Raw genomic sequence first — 17,689 nt, 5'->3', positions numbered from 1 at the left:
ACCATGCCTTGGCATAAAAGGCGGTTGAAGGGCTCGGAGCTGTCCACCAGGCCGACATCCCGCAGCAATTTGTGGAAGAACCTGGCGTAGAGCAAGTGCAGAATCGCGTGCTCGATACCGCCGATGTACTGATCGACTGGCAGCCAATAATTGGCGGCTGCCGGATCAAGCATGCCTTGATCGTAGTTGGGACTGCAGAAGCGGGCGTAATACCAGGACGATTCCATAAAGGTATCAAAGGTATCCGTTTCCAGCGTTGCTGATTGGCCGTTGTATTCGGTCTTGCACCAGTTGGCATCGGCTTTGATAGGCGACTGAACGCCGTCCATCTCGACATCCTCCGGTAGGCGAACCGGTAGCTGGTCGTCGGGCACGGGCATTTCGGTGCCGTCTTCCAGAGTCATCATCGGGATCGGCGAGCCCCAGTAGCGTTGGCGCGATACGCCCCAGTCTCTTAGCCGGTAATTGACCGTGCGCTTGCCGATACCGTTGGTTTCCAGGTAGCTGGCGATTTCATCAAAGGCTTCTTCGCTGGTCAGGCCGCTGTATTTTCCGGAAGACACCAAAAAGCCTTTTTCGGTGAAGGCCTTCTCCTGAACATCTATGTCGCGGCCGTCGCTCGGGGCAATAACCTGTTTGATCGGCAGTTTGTATTTAAGGGCAAAGTCGTGATCACGATCATCGTGGCCAGGCACAGCCATCAGTGCGCCGGTGCCGTAATCCATCAGGACAAAATTAGCGAGGTAGATGGGGATCCTGCGCCCGTCGGCTGGATTAATGCAGTAGGAGCCGGTGAAAACACCTTTTTTTTCTACTTCACCGCTGATACGGTCGGTTTTTTCCTGGCGCGCCACTTCTGTGATAAAGGCATCAACCTGCGACCGTTGTTCGCTACTGACCAGCGCATCCACCAACGGATGCTCCGGGGCCAGGCTCATGAAAGTCGCTCCAAACAGGGTATCGGGCCTGGTAGTGAAGACCTTGATCTGCTCTTTGCGCTCGGCAACCGGAAAAATGATTTCACAGCCGTAGCTTTTGCCGATCCAGTTGCGCTGCATGGCCAGCACGCGCTCCGGCCATCCACTCAAGCTATCGGTTCCGTCAAGCAACTCATCAGCATAATCGGTAATTTTAAAAAACCACTGCTCCAGTTGTTTTTGGGCAACGGTTTGGGCACAGCGCCAGCAGCTGCCGTCTTCGACCTGCTCATTGGCGAGCACGGTCTGACAGTCTTCACACCAGTTGACTGACGAGGTTTTTTTGTAGGCCAGACCACGCTCCAGCATTTTCAGAAAAATCAACTGCTCCCAACGGTAATATTCGGGATCACAGGTGGCAAACTCGCGCTCCCAATCATAGGACAATCCGATCCGGCGCAACTGTTTGCGCATATTATCGATATTCTCATAGGTCCATTTGGCCGGATGGATACCATGCTCGATGGCGGCATTTTCCGCCGGCATCCCGAAAGCATCCCACCCCATGGGATGTAGCACATTGTACCCCTGCATGCGCTTGAAGCGCGCAACCACGTCGCCGATGGCGTAGTTACGAACATGCCCCATGTGGATGCGACCTGAAGGATACGGAAACATTTCGAGCAGGTAGAATTTTTCTTTACTGCTGTGCTGGTCAGCACGAAAGGTTTTCTGCTGATCCCAAAAATCCTGCCACTTGGCTTCAATCCACTCCGGACCGTACTGGCTTTCCATATCAACTCCGACGTATTAACAGTGTCACACTGATGTTATCTATTTTGTAAATTCTATTTTAATTCTATTTTATTTTCCGGTTATCTATTTGACTCCAGTAAAGCAGAAAACAGGATATGGATTCTGCGACTTCGCTTCGCTACGCGCAGAATGACGCCCGGTTCTTTTCCATAAACGTGCTTCTTTGTCATCCTGCGCGAAGTCGCAGGGTCCAGATTATTAGCAGGTCGCATCGGTCCCGATCTTCTAACCGTTATAACTGGAGCCAAGTGGTTAACCAAATTCTATTTTATAAATTCTGTATTCTGAATTCTAAGTTCAGTTTTTCATTTTTTTGCTTCCAGATGCACGAAAACCGGCTGGAGCCGGCATCGTCTTCAACTTAAACAGATAAATAGGTACTGCAGTGAGGGTGACCGATGCGTACAGAAAACCATTAAAATTATCGTAAACGCAAAGGCGACAGACAAAGGGATCACTTTGCCCGGTATGTAATCCGACCACGGGTAAGGTCATAGGGTGAGAGTTCGACCGTGACCCGATCACCTGGCAGAATACGAATATAATACTTGCGCATTTTACCTGAGATATGGGCAAGAACAACATGATCATTATCGAGTTTGACGCGGAACATGGCGTTCGGCAATGGTTCTACAACCGTTCCTTCTACTTCAATAGCTTCTTCCTTGGCCAATGGAGCCTCCTGCCCATTATACGTTGACAAAATGAAATAATGGCGACTTATTACACGTTCACTCGGGAGTGTCAAGTCCCTGTCGGCGCAGCAAACGCAGCTAAATGGCATCCTGCCGGGAAATTACTGCGGGCAACAAACTGAACGCCGATCCTTAGGCCGGCGGATTTAACAACCGTTCAATCGCGGCAATCACCATGGAAGACTTGAACGGTTTGGTTATATACTGATCGGCACCCACCGCCTTGCCTCGTATCATATCTTCCGGCGATTTCTTTGCCGTCAGCAGGATCACCGGTATATGTCGGCTCTGAGGGGAGCTTTTGATCTGCCGACAGACCTCAAATCCATCCATCTCCGGCAACATGATGTCGAGCAGAACCAGATCAGGGGGGTTTTCCGCGACGGCCTTTAATGCCGCCGTCCCGGTGGTAACTCCCTGAACATGAAAGCCCTTGGTCGTTAACAGAATACTCTCGAGTTTCAACAAACTCTCTTCATCTTCTACGATCAGAATTTTTCTCTGCATGCCATACTCCTCATTAAAAAATCACAAAAGCACCGATTGAAAAACTTTAAACCACGGCCTCCGATTGTAACAACTGTTCCATGGCGATGCCGGCCTGCGATAAAAAGAGGGCAAAGGCATCAAGAGCCGAAGCATCATCCGATTGATGAAAACCGTCACCATACAGGAGCGCAACAACCCGGCCGCCGCTCGACAAAGGAGCCACCAGCACATCATCAGGGACGCGCCCCAACAATGAACATAGACGCTGTGTGGTCATAGCACAGTTCAACGCCCCACGCACCAGTGACCGGCTTTTGATGGCTTCAGCAAACAGGGAATCGACGCTGACCTCGACGCTCAACCGGCGCACCGGCTGATCAGCCTGCTGAAGGTGGGTTGCATGGCCAAATTGCCCCAGACCAATCAATTGCGTGCCGCGCACATCGAAAAAAATGGCACGTTGCATTAGTTCACTGGCGTAGCGCAGAATCAACAGGACAATGCCGCCACCAAGATCCGGTTCCTGTAATTCGGCCAGCATGCCGCGCAGCAGGGTGATCCGACTACGATCCTGACGCTGTTGCAGTTCTTTAAGTTTGGCTTCCAGCTGGTCATCGTTCAGTGGCACATCCTGCCTGGCTGCTCCGAGTAACCGCATTTTCACTGCCAGACGCTGTGGGCTAAAGCCTTTTTCAAGGATCAGGTCAAGGGGGTTGAGTTTAGCGCTGCCGTATGAATCTACCACCTCAATGGTGAAGCAGAATTCCCCCTCTTGCCAGCGACAGAAATCAACAACAATCTGCTCGATCTGCTCACCCACCACCGCCTCAATGTCCTGTGCCGCCAGCTTATACAGATAGGTGATAATCGGTCCCAACGGTTGATGATGTCGCAAACGCTGTTGAAATTTCAGCGCCTCCTCCAGCTGCAGTGATGAAATCAGCCGACGCTCGCCCAGCAGGGTGCCAAGCCCCTGGGGAAAGCGGCTGGAACCGGCTCGCACCACCTGACCATCATGAAAGCTGATACTGCCATGATCATGACCATTTTTCAGCGTTAAGGTCCCGGATTTTTTGCCGAGGCTGATCAACTGCAAAATGGAGCAGATATGCAGATCTTCAAGGCGCCCTTCGAGGCTCATGATGACGACAATCCCGAAACCAAGATAGAGGGTTAACGTGTTTCTTTACCACGTCCGCGAAACTGCAGACGCACGGGAACCTTATCAAAACCGAATTTTTCTCTGAAACAGTTTACCAGATAACGCTCATAGGAAAAATGGACATCATCGGGACGGTTACTGAACAGCATAAAAGTCGGCGGGCGCACAGCACTCTGGGTGGCATAATAAAATTTCAGTCGCTGGCCGCGCACCATTGCGGGTGGATGCTTGGAAAGAAACTCTTCCAGCCCTTGATTGATCTGTCCGGTTGTTATCCGGCGATTGAACTGTTCGGCAACCTCGGCGACCAGCGGCATGATCTTGTTAATCCGTTGACCACTTAATGCTGACACAAACAGCAGGGGGGCAAAGGGGAGAAACTTGCAGCGCCGCCGTACTTCCTCGACAAAAAAATTCATCGTGTGATTATCTTTTTCCGGCACATCCCATTTATTGATCAGCAGAATCACCGCCCGCCCCTTTTCATAGGCATAGCCGGCAATCGACAGATCCTGATCGGTGATCCCTTCGGTGGCATCTATGACCATCAGTACCACATGGGAACGATCCATCGCTTTTAACGCATGGATGGCAGTGTATTTTTCCAGCGCCTCACTCACCCGTCCTTTGCGGCGAATACCGGCGGTATCAATCAACACGTAACGCTGTTGATCAAACATAAAAGGGGTGTCGATACTGTCCCTGGTGGTGCCGGCGACCGGATTGGCAACTACCCGTTCATAACCGAGAATCCGATTGACCAACGATGATTTACCAACATTGGGTCGCCCGATCAACGCCAGACGCACTTCCGTTTCGACTGCGGGTAACGCAGCTTGTTCCGGCAGCAAGGCTTCGAGGGTATCAATCAGTTCGCCGATACCACGCCCATGCTCCGCCGACAGAGGAATAAAGGAATCGATACCGAGATTGTAAAAATCGACGGTTTCTGCTTCCTGCTTGTCGCCATCGACCTTGTTGACAACGTAGAGGACCGGCTTCTCGGTACGCCGCAACATGGCGGCAATCTCCTTATCCGCCGGCGTCAGACCGTCTCGCGCATCAAGCAGATAGATGATGATATCCGCCTCTTCGACGGCCACTTGCGATTGTTCGCGCATCTGACTGAGCAGTTGATCAGCAGTTTGCGGCTCGAAACCGCCGGTGTCGACCAACAGAAACGGTTTGTCATAGCGGGTAATTTCGGCGTAATGACGGTCACGGGTCACCCCGGGGAAATCTTCAACGATCGCCTTGCGTTGTCCAAGCAGACGATTGAACAGGGTCGACTTTCCAACATTGGGGCGACCGACAATGGCAACAGTTTTGAGCATAGTTCTTCACTTCAACTTTCATCTATAAAGGTGCAGCAGACGCAGGGCCATACTGCGACGCTACCTGTTACTGTAGCCCAGTTCATGCAGCATTCTCTCACTCTGACTCCAGTTTTTATCAACCCGCACGAATAGTTCGAGAAACACCCGGGTGCCAAGCAACCGTTCAATGTCGTGACGCGCTTGTTGACCAAGGAGTTTGATCTTTTGCCCGCCCTTGCCGACAATAATCTTTTTATGGCTGTCGCGCTCGACGTGAATGGTCGCCTGGATGACCACCAGATTCTTTTCCGGCTTCTCCTCAAACTGATCTACCTTGACGCCGACCCCATAGGGTATTTCATCGCTGGTCTGGCGCATAATTTTTTCGCGAATCATCTCCGCCGCAATAAAGCGTTCGGGCAGATCGGTCACCTGATCTTCCGGATAATAGGACGGGCCCGGCGGCAACATGTGGGTAACGGCCTGCAACAACTCCGGCACGCCATCGCCACTGATGGCCGACAGGGGGATGATCTGGGCGAAATCAAAGGCACTGCTGAACTGTTGCATCTGTTCCAGTAATAACGGCGGGGCAACCTGATCGATTTTGTTGATGATCAGAAAGACCGGAGTATTAAGGGGGCGTAAAAGGGCAAAGATGGCTTCATCTGCCGGACCAGGGCGTGATCCGGCTTCAACCAACAGCAGAATCAGATCGACATCGGAGCAGGCACCTACGGCCTGATCCACCATAAACCTGTTGAGTTTGCCTTGTGGACGATGGATACCGGGCGTATCGAGGAAAAGAATCTGTGCGGCCGGGGTATTATAAATTCCCAGTATCCGGTTGCGCGTTGTCTGAGGCTTATTTGAGGTAATGGCAATTTTCTGCCCGAGTATCCGGTTGAGCAGGGTTGACTTGCCGACATTGGGGCGACCAACAAGAGCGACAAATCCTGAAACAAATGACGGGCTGGTGTGATCACTCATCTGCAGCGACTCCTTTCAGCAGCGGATGATCCAGCGCAGCGGCCGCAGCCTGCTGTTCCGCACTTTTTTTACTGGTACCCCGGCCACGGCCAAGAATCTTGTTTTTGAAATGAACTTCCATAAAAAAAACCTTACTGTGATCCGGCCCTTCAATCTGCGATAAGTGGTATTCAGGCAAACTGTTAAAATGCGACTGCAGGCGTTCCTGTAAACAGGTTTTATGATCGCTGCCATAGCGCAAACGCGCTGAATCTTCGATAGCCGTCAAAAAGTTTTTTTCAACAACCTGACAGGCTGCGCTAAAACCGCCATCACGGAACACTGCCCCAAGCAACGCTTCAAGGGCATCAGACAACAGGCTCGGCTTGTTGTACCCCTGATTGTTCACCTCACCTCGCCCCAGCCGCAGGCAGGGACCGATCTGCAGTTTGCGGGCAATTTCCGTCAACCCTTTTTCGCTGACCACCTCGGCACGAATCCTGGTCAACCCGCCTTCAGGAATATCAGGAAAAAGGCGATACACCAGATCGCTGACCACCAATTCCAGGACCGCATCGCCAAGAAATTCGAGACGTTCATTGTGGTCAACAGCCTCTGGTTGCTCGTTGCTGAACGATTTATGGGTTAGCGCCTGGACAGCCAATCCAGAATCAGAAAACATGTAGCCAAGTTGTTGTTGCAGCTGGAAAATTTCGTTTTCCACGTTGTCTCCGTAAAACCCCGATAATGAAGCGGCAGTATAGACAATTCATCAACTTAGCACAAATTCTTTTCAACCCACGACAATGATCGATAAACGCTTCCATTCTTCCCTTTAGTGGTTGTCATAAATAGTCGATAAAACCTGATGTTGCGACTAAACGGGATAGAACTTGAAAACTTGCCGCACGTGCACCATAATGCCATTCCCTGATTTACCTGGCTAAAAATCCGCGTACTATAGCTCGACAAGGAAATATTTCAGCGGTGATGAACTTCGATACCATTATTGGCCACCAGCAGCAAATCAAGATGCTTAAAAGCGCCATTGCACAGCAGCGGATCGCCCACGCGTATCTTTTTGATGGTCATGCCGGTATCGGCAAAAAGCTGGTTGCACAAGCCTTCGCCTGCTCTTTTTTGTGTGAAACAGGGTGCGGCTGTGGTCGCTGCTCCTCCTGCACTCACCTGGCTGCCGGCTCACATCCTGATGTTCATCTCCTGCAGCCGGACGGCGAGACGATAAAAATCGACCAGATCCGCTCCCTGCAGCCACAACTGGCGCTGCGCTCTTTTGCGGGACGGGGCAAGGTGTGTTTGATTGACAACGCCGAATTGATGACCCGTGAAGCGGCCAATGCTCTATTGAAAACCCTTGAAGAGCCCACTGCCGACACCCTGATTATTTTGATCAGCAGTCGACCCGAAAGCCTGCTGGAAACTATTCGCTCCCGTTGTCAGCGGGTGCGCTTCACCCGCTTGCCGCGTCTGGCCCTCGCCCACCACCTTGAGCACGACCTCGCCATCAGTGCAGCCGAAGCGCTGGTGCTGGCTGCGGTTGCCGACGGCAGTTTCGAAAAAGCCTTAGGGCAGCATCAGGATCTTTACCTTAAAAAACGTGCCGGGCTGATTCAATCCTTGTCAGCTTTGTCATCAACAAGTACTATTCAAACGTTCGAATTGGCGCAAACCCTTAAAGCAGAAAAGGATCTCATCGGTGAAATCCTCAATATATTCGATATCTATCTTCGCGACCTGCTGCTCTATCAGCACGGACAGCCGGTAGATCAACTGATCAATCAGGATATGTTACCCTTGATTAAGCAGCAGAGCTGCCGGCTGTCAACGCCGCAACTGATTACTAAACTGGGGGCCGTGGCACAAGCGCGCACCTATCTGGGCCGCAACGTCAATCTGCACCTGACCCTTGATCATATGCTGATGCAGATTGCCCACGCCTGAACGTAAACAGGGACACCCATGACCCAACCGTTGAAACTTGTCAGTATCTCCTTCCACTGTGCAGGGAAAATATTCGATTTTGCAGCAGGCGACCTCCAGTTAGCACTGGGCACCAAGGTTGTTGTTGAAACTGAACGTGGGCGCGCCCTCGGCACGGTGGTGAGCGCCCCGCGTGACACCCCGTCTGATGAAGCCCCGCCCAAGCTCAAATCAGTCCTGCGCCTGGCCACTGAAGCCGATCTGGCCATGGCTGCCGGCAACAACGAAAAAGAAAAAGAAGCTGTTGCCTACTGCCGCCAACGCATTCGACAGCGTGGTCTTGACATGAAACTGGTACGTGCCGAGTACCTGTTTGATGGTTCCAAGGTACTCTTTTACTTTACTGCCGATGGGCGGATTGATTTTCGCGATCTGGTGCGCGATCTGGCTCAACAGCTGCGCACCCGTATTGAAATGCGCCAGATCGGTGTACGTGACGAAGCCAAGCTGGTCGGTGGCCTCGGCGTGTGTGGCCGGGAGCTCTGTTGCAGCAGCTACCTGCGCGATTTTGCACCGGTTTCGGTAAAAATGGCAAAAGCCCAGGGGCTTGCCCTCAATCCGACAAAAATCTCCGGTCAATGCGGACGCCTGCTCTGCTGCCTCGCTTACGAGTATGAAAACTACAACGAGATGCGCAAAAAACTGCCTAAACTCGGCAAAAAAGTCACCTTGCGCACGGGGACGGCTGAAGTGGTCTCGCTCGATATTCTGCAACAAGCGGTGACCCTGTCCTGCCCCGGTGGTGAACGTTGCCGCATGCAGATTGAGGCGCTCCAGCATGAGATTGCCCTGGCGGCCAATCCACAGCCGGCGGACATCCTCGAGTCACCAGCTCTGGCGAAAAAACAATCGATGTCACCCGAGGACAATCCGGCGGCGAAAAAACCTAAAAATCAAGGGCGACGTATCCGCCAACGGCGGGAACCTGGGAGTCAAGCGGTTACGCCGGAGACGGCCAGGGAAAAACCGGGAGCAACAACGGCACCGGAAAAAGCGCCGACGACTCCGGTCGACGCATCCCGACAAGACAAACCGGCAAAAAAACGCCGTCGTCCCAGACGACGTTCCAATCGACCCAAAAGTCCGGATACGCCGGCATCCTGATCAGTACAATGACAACCCTCTTCCTTGCGGGAGCGCACAATAATGGAAAAGACTTTCTACATCACCACACCAATCTATTACGTTAATGATGTTCCGCACATCGGCCATGCGTACACCACCCTGGCCTGTGACGTGATGGCCCGCTACAAGCGTGCCCGCGGCTATCAGGTGGCATTTCTGACCGGCACCGATGAACATGGGCAAAAGGTTGAAGCAGCGGCCAGGACCAACGGCGAAACCCCACTGGAACTGGCGGATCGGGTAGTTAAGCGTTTTCAGGCGCTATGGGACAAACTCAATATTTCCCATACCGATTTTATCCGCACCTCGCAGGAGCGGCATAAACACACGGTACAGGAACAGTTTAAAACCATTGAAGCCAGGGGGGACATCTATTTGGGTGAGTACGAAGACTGGTACTGCACCCCCTGTGAAACCTTCTGGACCGAAATCCAGATGATCAACGGCAACTGCCCCGATTGTGGTCGCGCAACCACCAAGCTCAAGGAAGAATCCTATTTCTTCCGGATGAGTAAATATCAGGAGCAACTCCTTGCCCATATCGAGGCCAATCCCGATTTTATCCAACCGAAGTCGCGCCGCAATGAAATTTTGAGCTTTGTCCGTGAAGGTCTACGTGATCTGTCGATTTCGCGAACCTCTTTTTCCTGGGGAATTCCGGTGCCGGGAAACAAAAAGCACGTCATCTACGTGTGGTTTGATGCCCTTACCAACTACATTTCCGCCCTCGGTTACCCTGAGGATCAGGACAAGCTGTTTACCACCTTCTGGCCGGCGGTCCATGTCATCGGCAAGGATATCCTGCGTTTCCATACCGTCTATTGGCCGACATTCCTGATGGCCGCCGGGATTCCTCTGCCCCGTCAGGTTTTCGCCCATGGCTGGTGGACAGTCGAAGGGCAGAAAATGAGCAAGAGCTTGCGCAATGTGGTGGAGCCACACATGCTCGCCGATACCTACGGTGTCGACACCATCCGCTACTTTCTACTGCGCGAAGTTCCCTTCGGGCTGGATGGCGACTTCTCCCACAGTGCCCTGATCGGCCGCATCAATTCCGATCTGGCCAACGATCTTGGCAACTTGATCAGCCGCTCTACCGCCATGCTCGGTAAATACTTTGGCGGCACCCTGCCGCAACCAGGGACGGCAGAGACAATCGATGATAAATTTATTGCCCTGTTCACCGAAACCGTCACCAAAGCCGATGCCCTGCTTGATGAAATGGCCTTTAACAAGACGTTAATTGCCATCTGGGAACTGATTTCCGCCGGCAACAAATACATTGACGAGACCGCGCCCTGGACCTTGGCCAAGGACCCGACGCAGCAGCAACGCCTGGGTACGGTCATGTACAACCTGCTGGATTCATTGCGGGTTATCGCTCTACTGGTGACGCCGTTCATGCCCCGGACTGCAGAGAAAATCCTTACCCTGCTCGGGCGCGACATCAGCACCCTGCATACAGAAACATTCGATTTTTCCGTACGCCTGGCCCCGGGAACCGCCATTGAAAAAGCAACGCCGATGTTTCCACGCATCGAAACCCAGTAACCTTTGCATCTGTTCAGCACCGGTTCTGAGGTCCTGCGCCAAGAACGCCATTTTTAATAGTAACTACTTTTTTTCTAACCGGTTGCGCCCTACGGGGGTGGTGACGGACCCTTTTTACTGTTGAGCATAAAAACATGATTGATGCTACACCCAAACTGGTCGACAGCCACGCGCACCTCGACAACAGTCGCTTTACTGAAGATCTGGATCAGGTATTCCTCGCTGCACAGACAGCTGGGGTGCGTTACATCCTCTCTATCGGCTGCGATCTGCAAAGTTCTGTCACCAATGTCGATTTGGCGTCGCGCTACGAACCGCTGTACGCAGCCGTCGGTTTTCATCCACACGATGCGTCACAACTTGATGATAGTGCCCTGGAACAATTACGCCACCTTGCACAACAACCAAAGGTTGTTGCCGTCGGTGAAATCGGTCTCGATTATTATCGCAACCGTTCCCCCCACGACACCCAGCAGCAGGCGTTTCGGCTTCAGATCCAGCTCGCCAGAGAATTGGGCAAGCCGGTCATCATTCATGATCGTGATGCCCATGAGGATGTTCTGAGGATCCTCGCTGAACAACAGGCCGCTGCGGTTGGTGGTGTCCTGCATTGTTTCAGCGGCGACCTGGCAATGGCTCACAAGTGCCTTGATATGGGTTTTTATCTGTCATTTACCGGGGCGATTACCTACCCCAAAAATGATCAGGTGCGCGCCATGTTGCGTCAACTGCCCCTGGAGCGGATTCTTCTTGAGACTGACTGCCCCTACCTGGCACCACAACCGTATCGCGGCAAACGCAACGAGCCAGCCTATCTGCTTCAGACAGCAGAGACCCTTGCTGAAATCAAGGGGCTGAAACTGGCCGATGTTGCCCGGATCACCAGTCGCAACTGTTACGACCTGTTCGGTATCGGCACGATTGAAACCGCCGCAACCATTGCCTACCAGATTCGCGATTCCCTCTATCTCAATATCACCAACCGCTGTACCAACAGCTGTATCTTTTGCGCCAAGTTTAACGATTTTGTCGTCAAGGGGCATGAACTTAAACTTGATCATGAACCCGATGTCGATGAAGTTCTTAGCGCGATTGGTGATCCCACACCCTATCGTGAGATCGTTTTCTGCGGCTATGGCGAACCCCTGTTGCGTCTCGATCTGATCCTGGCCGTAGCACGACGTCTTAAAGAACAAGGTTGCTGTATCCGTATCAACACCGATGGTCAGGCCAACCTGGTCCATGGCCGCAACATATTGCCCGACCTTAACGGGCTGGTGGATGCGATCTCGGTATCCCTCAATGCTGCCGATGCAACAACCTATCAGAATCTCTGTCAATCGCGCTTTGGCGAACAATCCTTTGCCGCAGTGACCGAATTTCTGCGCCTGGCCAAAGACTATATTCCCGACGTGACTGCGACCATGGTCACCTACCCGGGTATCGATATTGCTGCCTGCGAGAAACTGGCAAAGGAATTAGGGGTCGCGTTTCGTATTCGTGAATACAACGAAGTCGGTTAAAAAAATTGGTTATGCTTTTGGCTCCAAAAAAAGGCAATAAATCTTTTCACCACCCGTTCTCTTCGCTCACTAGAGACACAGAGAATAAAGGGAAAACCTGCTTTTTTTTGATGAATGTCTCAGTGGCTCTGTGACTGTGATGAATATTTATGAGCCCGAATCCATAGCTTGAGTGAAGTGCCTACCCAGGAAAAGGTTTATCATGAACGCGAATAATCAGTATGAGTACGATCTGTTTGTCATTGGTGCCGGTTCCGGCGGTGTCAGGGCTGCGCGTATGGCCGCCGCCCTGGGAGTACGCGTTGCTGTTGTTGAACAGGATCGCGCCGGCGGCACCTGTGTGAATCTCGGTTGTGTCCCGAAAAAACTCTATGTCCATGCCGCTGAATATGGTTCCGCTTTTGCCGCGGCGGTCGGCTTCGGCTTTGACAGCTCGCGCCCTCCCCTCGACTGGCAGACCCTGCAGCAGAACAAGGATGGCGTTGTTGCCCAGGCCAACCGTGGTATTGAGGGGATGTTAAGCAAGGCCGGTGCCACCCTGATCAGGGGCAAAGCAACGATCACCGGCCGGCATGAAGTGACAGTGGCCGGCACCAGCTACAGTGCCGAACGCATCCTGATTGCCACCGGCAGTCGCCCCTTCGTCCCGGAGTTGCCGGGCAGCGATCTGATGGTGACCTCTGATGAGTTATTTACTCTGCCACAGCTGCCGACCCGCGCCCTGATTATTGGTGGAGGTTATATAGCGACGGAATTTACCGGCATCTTTCATGGTCTCGGGGTAGCGGTCACCCAGGCCTATCGGGGCAACCTGTTTCTGCGTGGCTTTGATGAAGAAATTCGCACCTACGTAGCTGACCAGATGCGCAAAAAAGCCCTTGATCTGCGTTTTCATTGTCAACCAACGCGGATAGAAAAAAACGTCGATGGTTCCTTGCTGGTAAGTTTTAACGATGGTTCAACAGGTACGACCGATCTGGTTCTGGCGGCGACCGGGCGCCGTCCGAACACCAGTTTTCTTGGTCTAGAGGAGGTCGGGGTCGAACTGGATGAGCGGGGTGCCATCAAGGTGGGAGAAGGGTTCCAGACCAGCGTGCCGTCTATCTATGCGCTGGGTGACGTTATCAATCGTCTGCAACTGACTCCTGTCGCCCTGGCTGAAGCCATGAATCTGGTTGATCGATTGTACCGCGGCAAAAAGACCCCTTTAAGCTACGAACTGATCCCTACCGCCGTCTTCAGTTCGCCCAATATCGGCACCGTCGGTCTGAGCGAAGAGCAAGCGAGCGAACAATACCCGGATATAGACATCTATACCGCTGAATTTCGTTCTCTCAAGCAAGCGCTGGCCGGCACAACGGAACGCTACCTGATGAAGCTGATTGTCGACGCGAACAGCGATCGGGTGCTTGGCGCCCACATGGTGGGCGAAGGCGCCGGAGAGATCATCCAGGGGATAGCCATTGCCCTTAAAGCCGGTGCGACCAAAGCCATCTTTGATCAGACCATCGGCATCCATCCAACCAGCGCGGAAGAATTCGTCACCATGCGCAGTAAAACGCGCTCGATCAACAGATGAAAAGCGCAGCCGGGAAATTGTGGCAACGCAGCAGTTGGTGAGTTTTTGTGACGCCATCAACACTTACTGGCTACGCAAGCGCCGCAAGGTACTATCCAGCAGATTTTTCATTGATTCCCGGTTCTCCCCCTGACCTTCCGGCAGCAGCTTATCCAGCAGCCGATCCGACATCTCGCGCTTGGCCTGGTCGACGGCCTGCTGTTCCAGTGCCCCGGAGTCGAACCTGACCTGGGGACTGGCTAAGCTGCCTCTGAGTTCCAGGGGCAGCACCCCCCAACCGCTGCTGTCAACAAAAGCCTGCTTCAAGCGCTCGGAGGCTCCCATACGACTGACAATGCCCGGCGCCAGACGGGTTGCCAACGACAGGCTGATGGAGCCATCAACACCGACACTTCCTTTGGTGGTCAATTTTACCTGCGCTCCATCAAGGTGGCTGTCGATCAGCGCTTTGCCATCCCGCAGCCGATAAACCCCCTGAAAATCCTGGAACGTCAGGTTTTTCAGGTCCGGACTGTCGAGAAACCAGGACAGCTGATCAAGCAAGGTAAAACCACTGAGTGCCCCTTGTGACAATTGGATTTCACCATCCAGCTGCAGTGCCTTGAGCAGGTTGTCAGCGGTGGTACCGCGCCCGGAAAAACTGTTAACCCAATTGACCTGGCCGCTGACGTTCTGCATTGCGGTCGGAAACAATCCGTTCACCAGAGTTGACAGATCGGGCTGGGTCAAAATCGTTTGCCCCTCATAGCGAAAACCGGCAACCCCCAGATCAACTGCCGTGGCGAGACTGAACTGCCCTTCACCGATCCGTCCACTCAATGGGGAGATGGTCAGACGGTTATCTTTCAGGGCAATAACGGCATGAACCTGCTGCATCGTTACCTGCCGATACAGCAAGCGATCAAAGGTTGCTGTTCCCGTGATATCAAGAGGCAGGTCATAGGGACCAGGTTCCGGTGCCGGTCCTGAAGCCGCCGTTGCTCGTGATGGCGTCGGGGTCGGATCATTTTCTTCCGCAAAAAAACTATCCAGATGTAACTCACGCGAGGACAGAGTAAAGGTGCCCTTAAGGGGCGGCGTCAGCAGGTCAGTCAGGTTAAAAGTCAAGTGCGCTTGTTGATCGCCCCCTTTAAGGAGCAGATTGTCGGACGTAAGCTGATTTTGGATATAATTGATATCACCATTTATCCCGGTGCGCAGATGAGCCACAGTCGCCTGTACTTCGTTCAGGCGGATCTGGGCCGAATGAATCAGCTTTTCTTTCGTACTTGCCCTCCCCAACAGGTGTAGCCGCAGGGTAAATTCGCCCGCCGGACTGTAGGGCTGCAACTGTCGCGTCAGACCTTGCGGCAGGCTTTGAATGCTGTGACGCAGATCAACCTTGTCAAGAACGACCTGGAGATCGACCGCGGGATCGGCCACGCCCAGATTGATGTTACCCTGCACGGTCGCTTTAATATCGTTGTAATTCAACAAGGCTGTCGAGATTTCAAGCTGCTGCTGCGTCGGGTCGTAACGAATAGAGTAATCGGTTGCCAAACGGACTCCACGTAACGGCATGTCCGCTAGTTGACGCAGCACCATATCGACCTGATTCAGGGAAACCTTCCCCCGTGACAGCAGGCGTTCGGGTGTCCAATCAAGATCAAGATTGATCTCCAGTTGCGCACTACCCAGTGTGCCGGGCAGAAGATTGCGGTAGTAGGGAGCAAAGGGGATCAGATCCAGCGGAGATACACGCAGCACAGCGTTACCGGTTTGGCGCGCTAAATTGATCTGCGCCGACAGATTAAGCTGGGACTGATTGAGTACCACAAAAAGATCAAGGGGAAAGCTCCTGGCAAGTGACAAATCTTTAACCGTCAGGTTCATATTGCTGAAGCGGTAACGAAACGGGGCGGTCGGATTGATAGAACGATCAATAAAAAGAATCTGGCCGTTATGAATACTGATCCGCGCGATCAACAGATCAAAGGGCGCCTCTATCCTGGTGCTCCTTTGGACATCGCTTCTGCCGGGCGATGTTTCCGGATCTTCCTCACCCAGCAAATCAGTGAAGTTGAAATGACCATCAGGATAACGAATGACGGTAATAACTGGCCCGTCCAGGAGAATCTCACTGATGTCCAGCTGCCCTTTAAGTAGCGACCAAAGTCGGTAACTCAGGCGCGCGGAACCAACTGTCACAAACAGATCGGTCGACTCTGCCTCGTGGATGTTCAAGTCGCTGATCGACACACCGGAAAAAATACCGATGTCGATGTCGCCGATGGTTATTGTTCGCCCAAGCTGTTTTTCCATCATCGGCAGCAAGGTTGAACTTACCCGCTCCGGTGTTAATTGAGTCTGGATAAGAACAGCCAGAAGCGCTAATAAAATACTGACGATAGCGACAACAAGCAAAAAAAACCTGACTATTCCAGACATGCACGCCCTCCCCGAAGAAGAACTAAAGATATTTTAATCAGTATCTGTGATCTCTACCTTTTCAGTCAATGAAAACCAGCGTCTTGTAGATAAATAAGCCAAACCAGGGGGATCAATTGCCCCGTGAATGTGCCGGATGTGAACCTGTTTGTTCTTCTTCAACACATTTTTCCATTCTTACAAAAGCAACCAGAAACACTCAATTTTCCCTGATTAGCGACTCACGCCCCGTGGGGCGAATTTTCATAGAGTAACTTCAATTTTCTAAAGAATTTGATTTCAGATAGTTACCTTGAAGTTACTCAGAAGCACCAATCTTCCGCTCTACTCTGAAAAGTCATCACTCTGGCGAAAGCGGGAATCCAGAAATCTGCGCAACCCCCTGGATACCCACCTTCGCGGGCATGACGTGGATTGGCGTTAAACACAGCGAAAGATCAGGACTCATCAGATAATTTTCCGGAAATAAGATTAATATTAGAAGTCTTTACTTTTTTTGACGACACGAATAGATTAGGAAAAACATTAAAATCTTCACAAGAGGACACACATGAAAAGAGAAAAACATTCGCTGCTGGTCGATATCGGTTGGTGTGAGTGGGTCGCCTTTCCGCAATTGAAAATACCGGCGATTGAAGCACAAATCGACATGAACAGCCAAATTTCCCTGCTGCATGTTTTTGACTATACCACCTTCAAGGAGGGAGAGGACTTGTTGATCAGCTTTGGTGTCAATCCAATCCAGAAAAACACCGATGTCGAAGTTTACTCAGTAGCAGCTGCAAAAAATCGCCGCCTTTTAACCATGGCGGATGGGACGCGGCACTGGTGTTACAGCATTGAAACCGAACTGCGCATCGGATCAATGAAAAAAACCGTGGAGCTGTATCTGGTCAAAGACTCCTCCTCCACGTTTCGCCTGCATCTGGCGTCCCAGGCCATGAAAAAAATTGCCAACATCGATCCGCAGCGAAGTTACATGGTCGGCAATCGTGTGCAGCCCTGCTCAGTCCGCTAACAGTCAAGGCACAGACCCTGCGAACAGCTGATCTCAGTTTCAACCCGGCAGTTTGTCTGCTCACCAAAACGAAAACGTGCTGCGCGTCCATCGGTCTTTTC

At 52.3% G+C, this 17,689-nt stretch carries 14 protein-coding genes; 6 read left to right on the top strand and 8 right to left on the bottom strand.

Annotated elements, in window-relative coordinates; genetic code table 11:
* The 7 genes from leuS to rnc form a co-directional block, all read right to left on the bottom strand.
* Positions 1-1,712: leucine--tRNA ligase (gene leuS / locus AC6F7T_RS09870; RefSeq protein WP_500718393.1), on the bottom strand; the 1,712-nt coding region annotated here is incomplete at its 3' end.
* Between the two features lie 475 nt (positions 1,713-2,187).
* Positions 2,188-2,406: a translation initiation factor IF-1 gene (infA, locus tag AC6F7T_RS09865; protein ID WP_092348240.1), complete on the bottom strand. Its 219-nt coding sequence runs from the start codon at positions 2,404-2,406 to the stop codon at positions 2,188-2,190.
* Between the two features lie 154 nt (positions 2,407-2,560).
* A complete protein-coding gene (locus AC6F7T_RS09860) occupies positions 2,561-2,935 on the bottom strand; it encodes a response regulator (RefSeq protein ID WP_500718392.1) in 375 nt (124 codons plus the stop codon).
* A gap of 46 nt (positions 2,936-2,981) precedes the next feature.
* Complete coding sequence (locus AC6F7T_RS09855; RefSeq protein ID WP_500718389.1) at positions 2,982-4,058, bottom strand: DUF4388 domain-containing protein; 1,077 nt, start codon at positions 4,056-4,058, stop codon at positions 2,982-2,984.
* 32 nt (positions 4,059-4,090) lie between these two features.
* The gene (gene der / locus AC6F7T_RS09850) at positions 4,091-5,413 is read right to left on the bottom strand and encodes a ribosome biogenesis GTPase Der (RefSeq protein WP_500718387.1); all 1,323 of its coding nucleotides are present in this window, start codon (positions 5,411-5,413) and stop codon (positions 4,091-4,093) included.
* Between the two features lie 60 nt (positions 5,414-5,473).
* Positions 5,474-6,385, bottom strand: a complete 912-nt coding sequence (gene era / locus AC6F7T_RS09845; protein ID WP_500718384.1) for a GTPase Era — start codon at positions 6,383-6,385, stop codon at positions 5,474-5,476.
* Positions 6,378-7,088, bottom strand: a complete 711-nt coding sequence (rnc, locus tag AC6F7T_RS09840; protein ID WP_500718380.1) for a ribonuclease III — start codon at positions 7,086-7,088, stop codon at positions 6,378-6,380. Before rnc ends, era begins: the two co-directional genes overlap by 8 nt.
* A 266-nt stretch (positions 7,089-7,354) precedes the next feature.
* On the opposite strand from rnc, the gene holB reads away from it, so the two are divergent.
* The 5 genes from holB to gorA all read left to right on the top strand — a co-directional run bounded on the left by holB (position 7,355) and on the right by gorA (position 14,143).
* Entirely contained in the window at positions 7,355-8,326 is a 972-nt protein-coding gene (gene holB, locus AC6F7T_RS09835; RefSeq protein WP_500718399.1) for a DNA polymerase III subunit delta', read from the top strand.
* An 18-nt stretch (positions 8,327-8,344) separates the two neighbouring features.
* The gene (locus AC6F7T_RS09830; protein WP_500718378.1) at positions 8,345-9,469 is read left to right on the top strand and encodes a regulatory iron-sulfur-containing complex subunit RicT; all 1,125 of its coding nucleotides are present in this window, start codon (positions 8,345-8,347) and stop codon (positions 9,467-9,469) included.
* A gap of 42 nt (positions 9,470-9,511) precedes the next feature.
* Positions 9,512-11,041, top strand: a complete 1,530-nt coding sequence (metG, locus tag AC6F7T_RS09825) for a methionine--tRNA ligase (RefSeq protein WP_500718375.1) — start codon at positions 9,512-9,514, stop codon at positions 11,039-11,041.
* 134 nt (positions 11,042-11,175) lie between these two features.
* Positions 11,176-12,564, top strand: a complete 1,389-nt coding sequence (locus AC6F7T_RS09820) for a TatD family hydrolase (protein WP_500718373.1) — start codon at positions 11,176-11,178, stop codon at positions 12,562-12,564.
* A 202-nt stretch (positions 12,565-12,766) separates the two neighbouring features.
* Entirely contained in the window at positions 12,767-14,143 is a 1,377-nt protein-coding gene (gorA, locus tag AC6F7T_RS09815; protein ID WP_500718370.1) for a glutathione-disulfide reductase, read from the top strand.
* Between the two features lie 63 nt (positions 14,144-14,206).
* Here the strand turns inward: gorA and AC6F7T_RS09810 are convergent, their stop codons facing one another.
* Positions 14,207-16,570, bottom strand: coding sequence for a DUF748 domain-containing protein (locus AC6F7T_RS09810; RefSeq protein WP_500718367.1), 2,364 nt, complete (start codon positions 16,568-16,570; stop codon positions 14,207-14,209).
* A 550-nt stretch (positions 16,571-17,120) separates the two neighbouring features.
* Here AC6F7T_RS09810 and AC6F7T_RS09805 point away from each other — a divergent pair.
* Positions 17,121-17,588, top strand: a complete 468-nt coding sequence (locus AC6F7T_RS09805; RefSeq protein ID WP_500718365.1) for a putative ATP-dependent zinc protease — start codon at positions 17,121-17,123, stop codon at positions 17,586-17,588.
* The last annotated feature ends 101 nt before the right edge of the window (positions 17,589-17,689 follow it).

It is taken from the genome of Pelovirga sp., assembly GCF_059864205.1.
The sequence above is the reverse complement of the archived record's forward strand: the minus strand, read 5'-3'. Positions and strand labels throughout refer to the sequence as shown.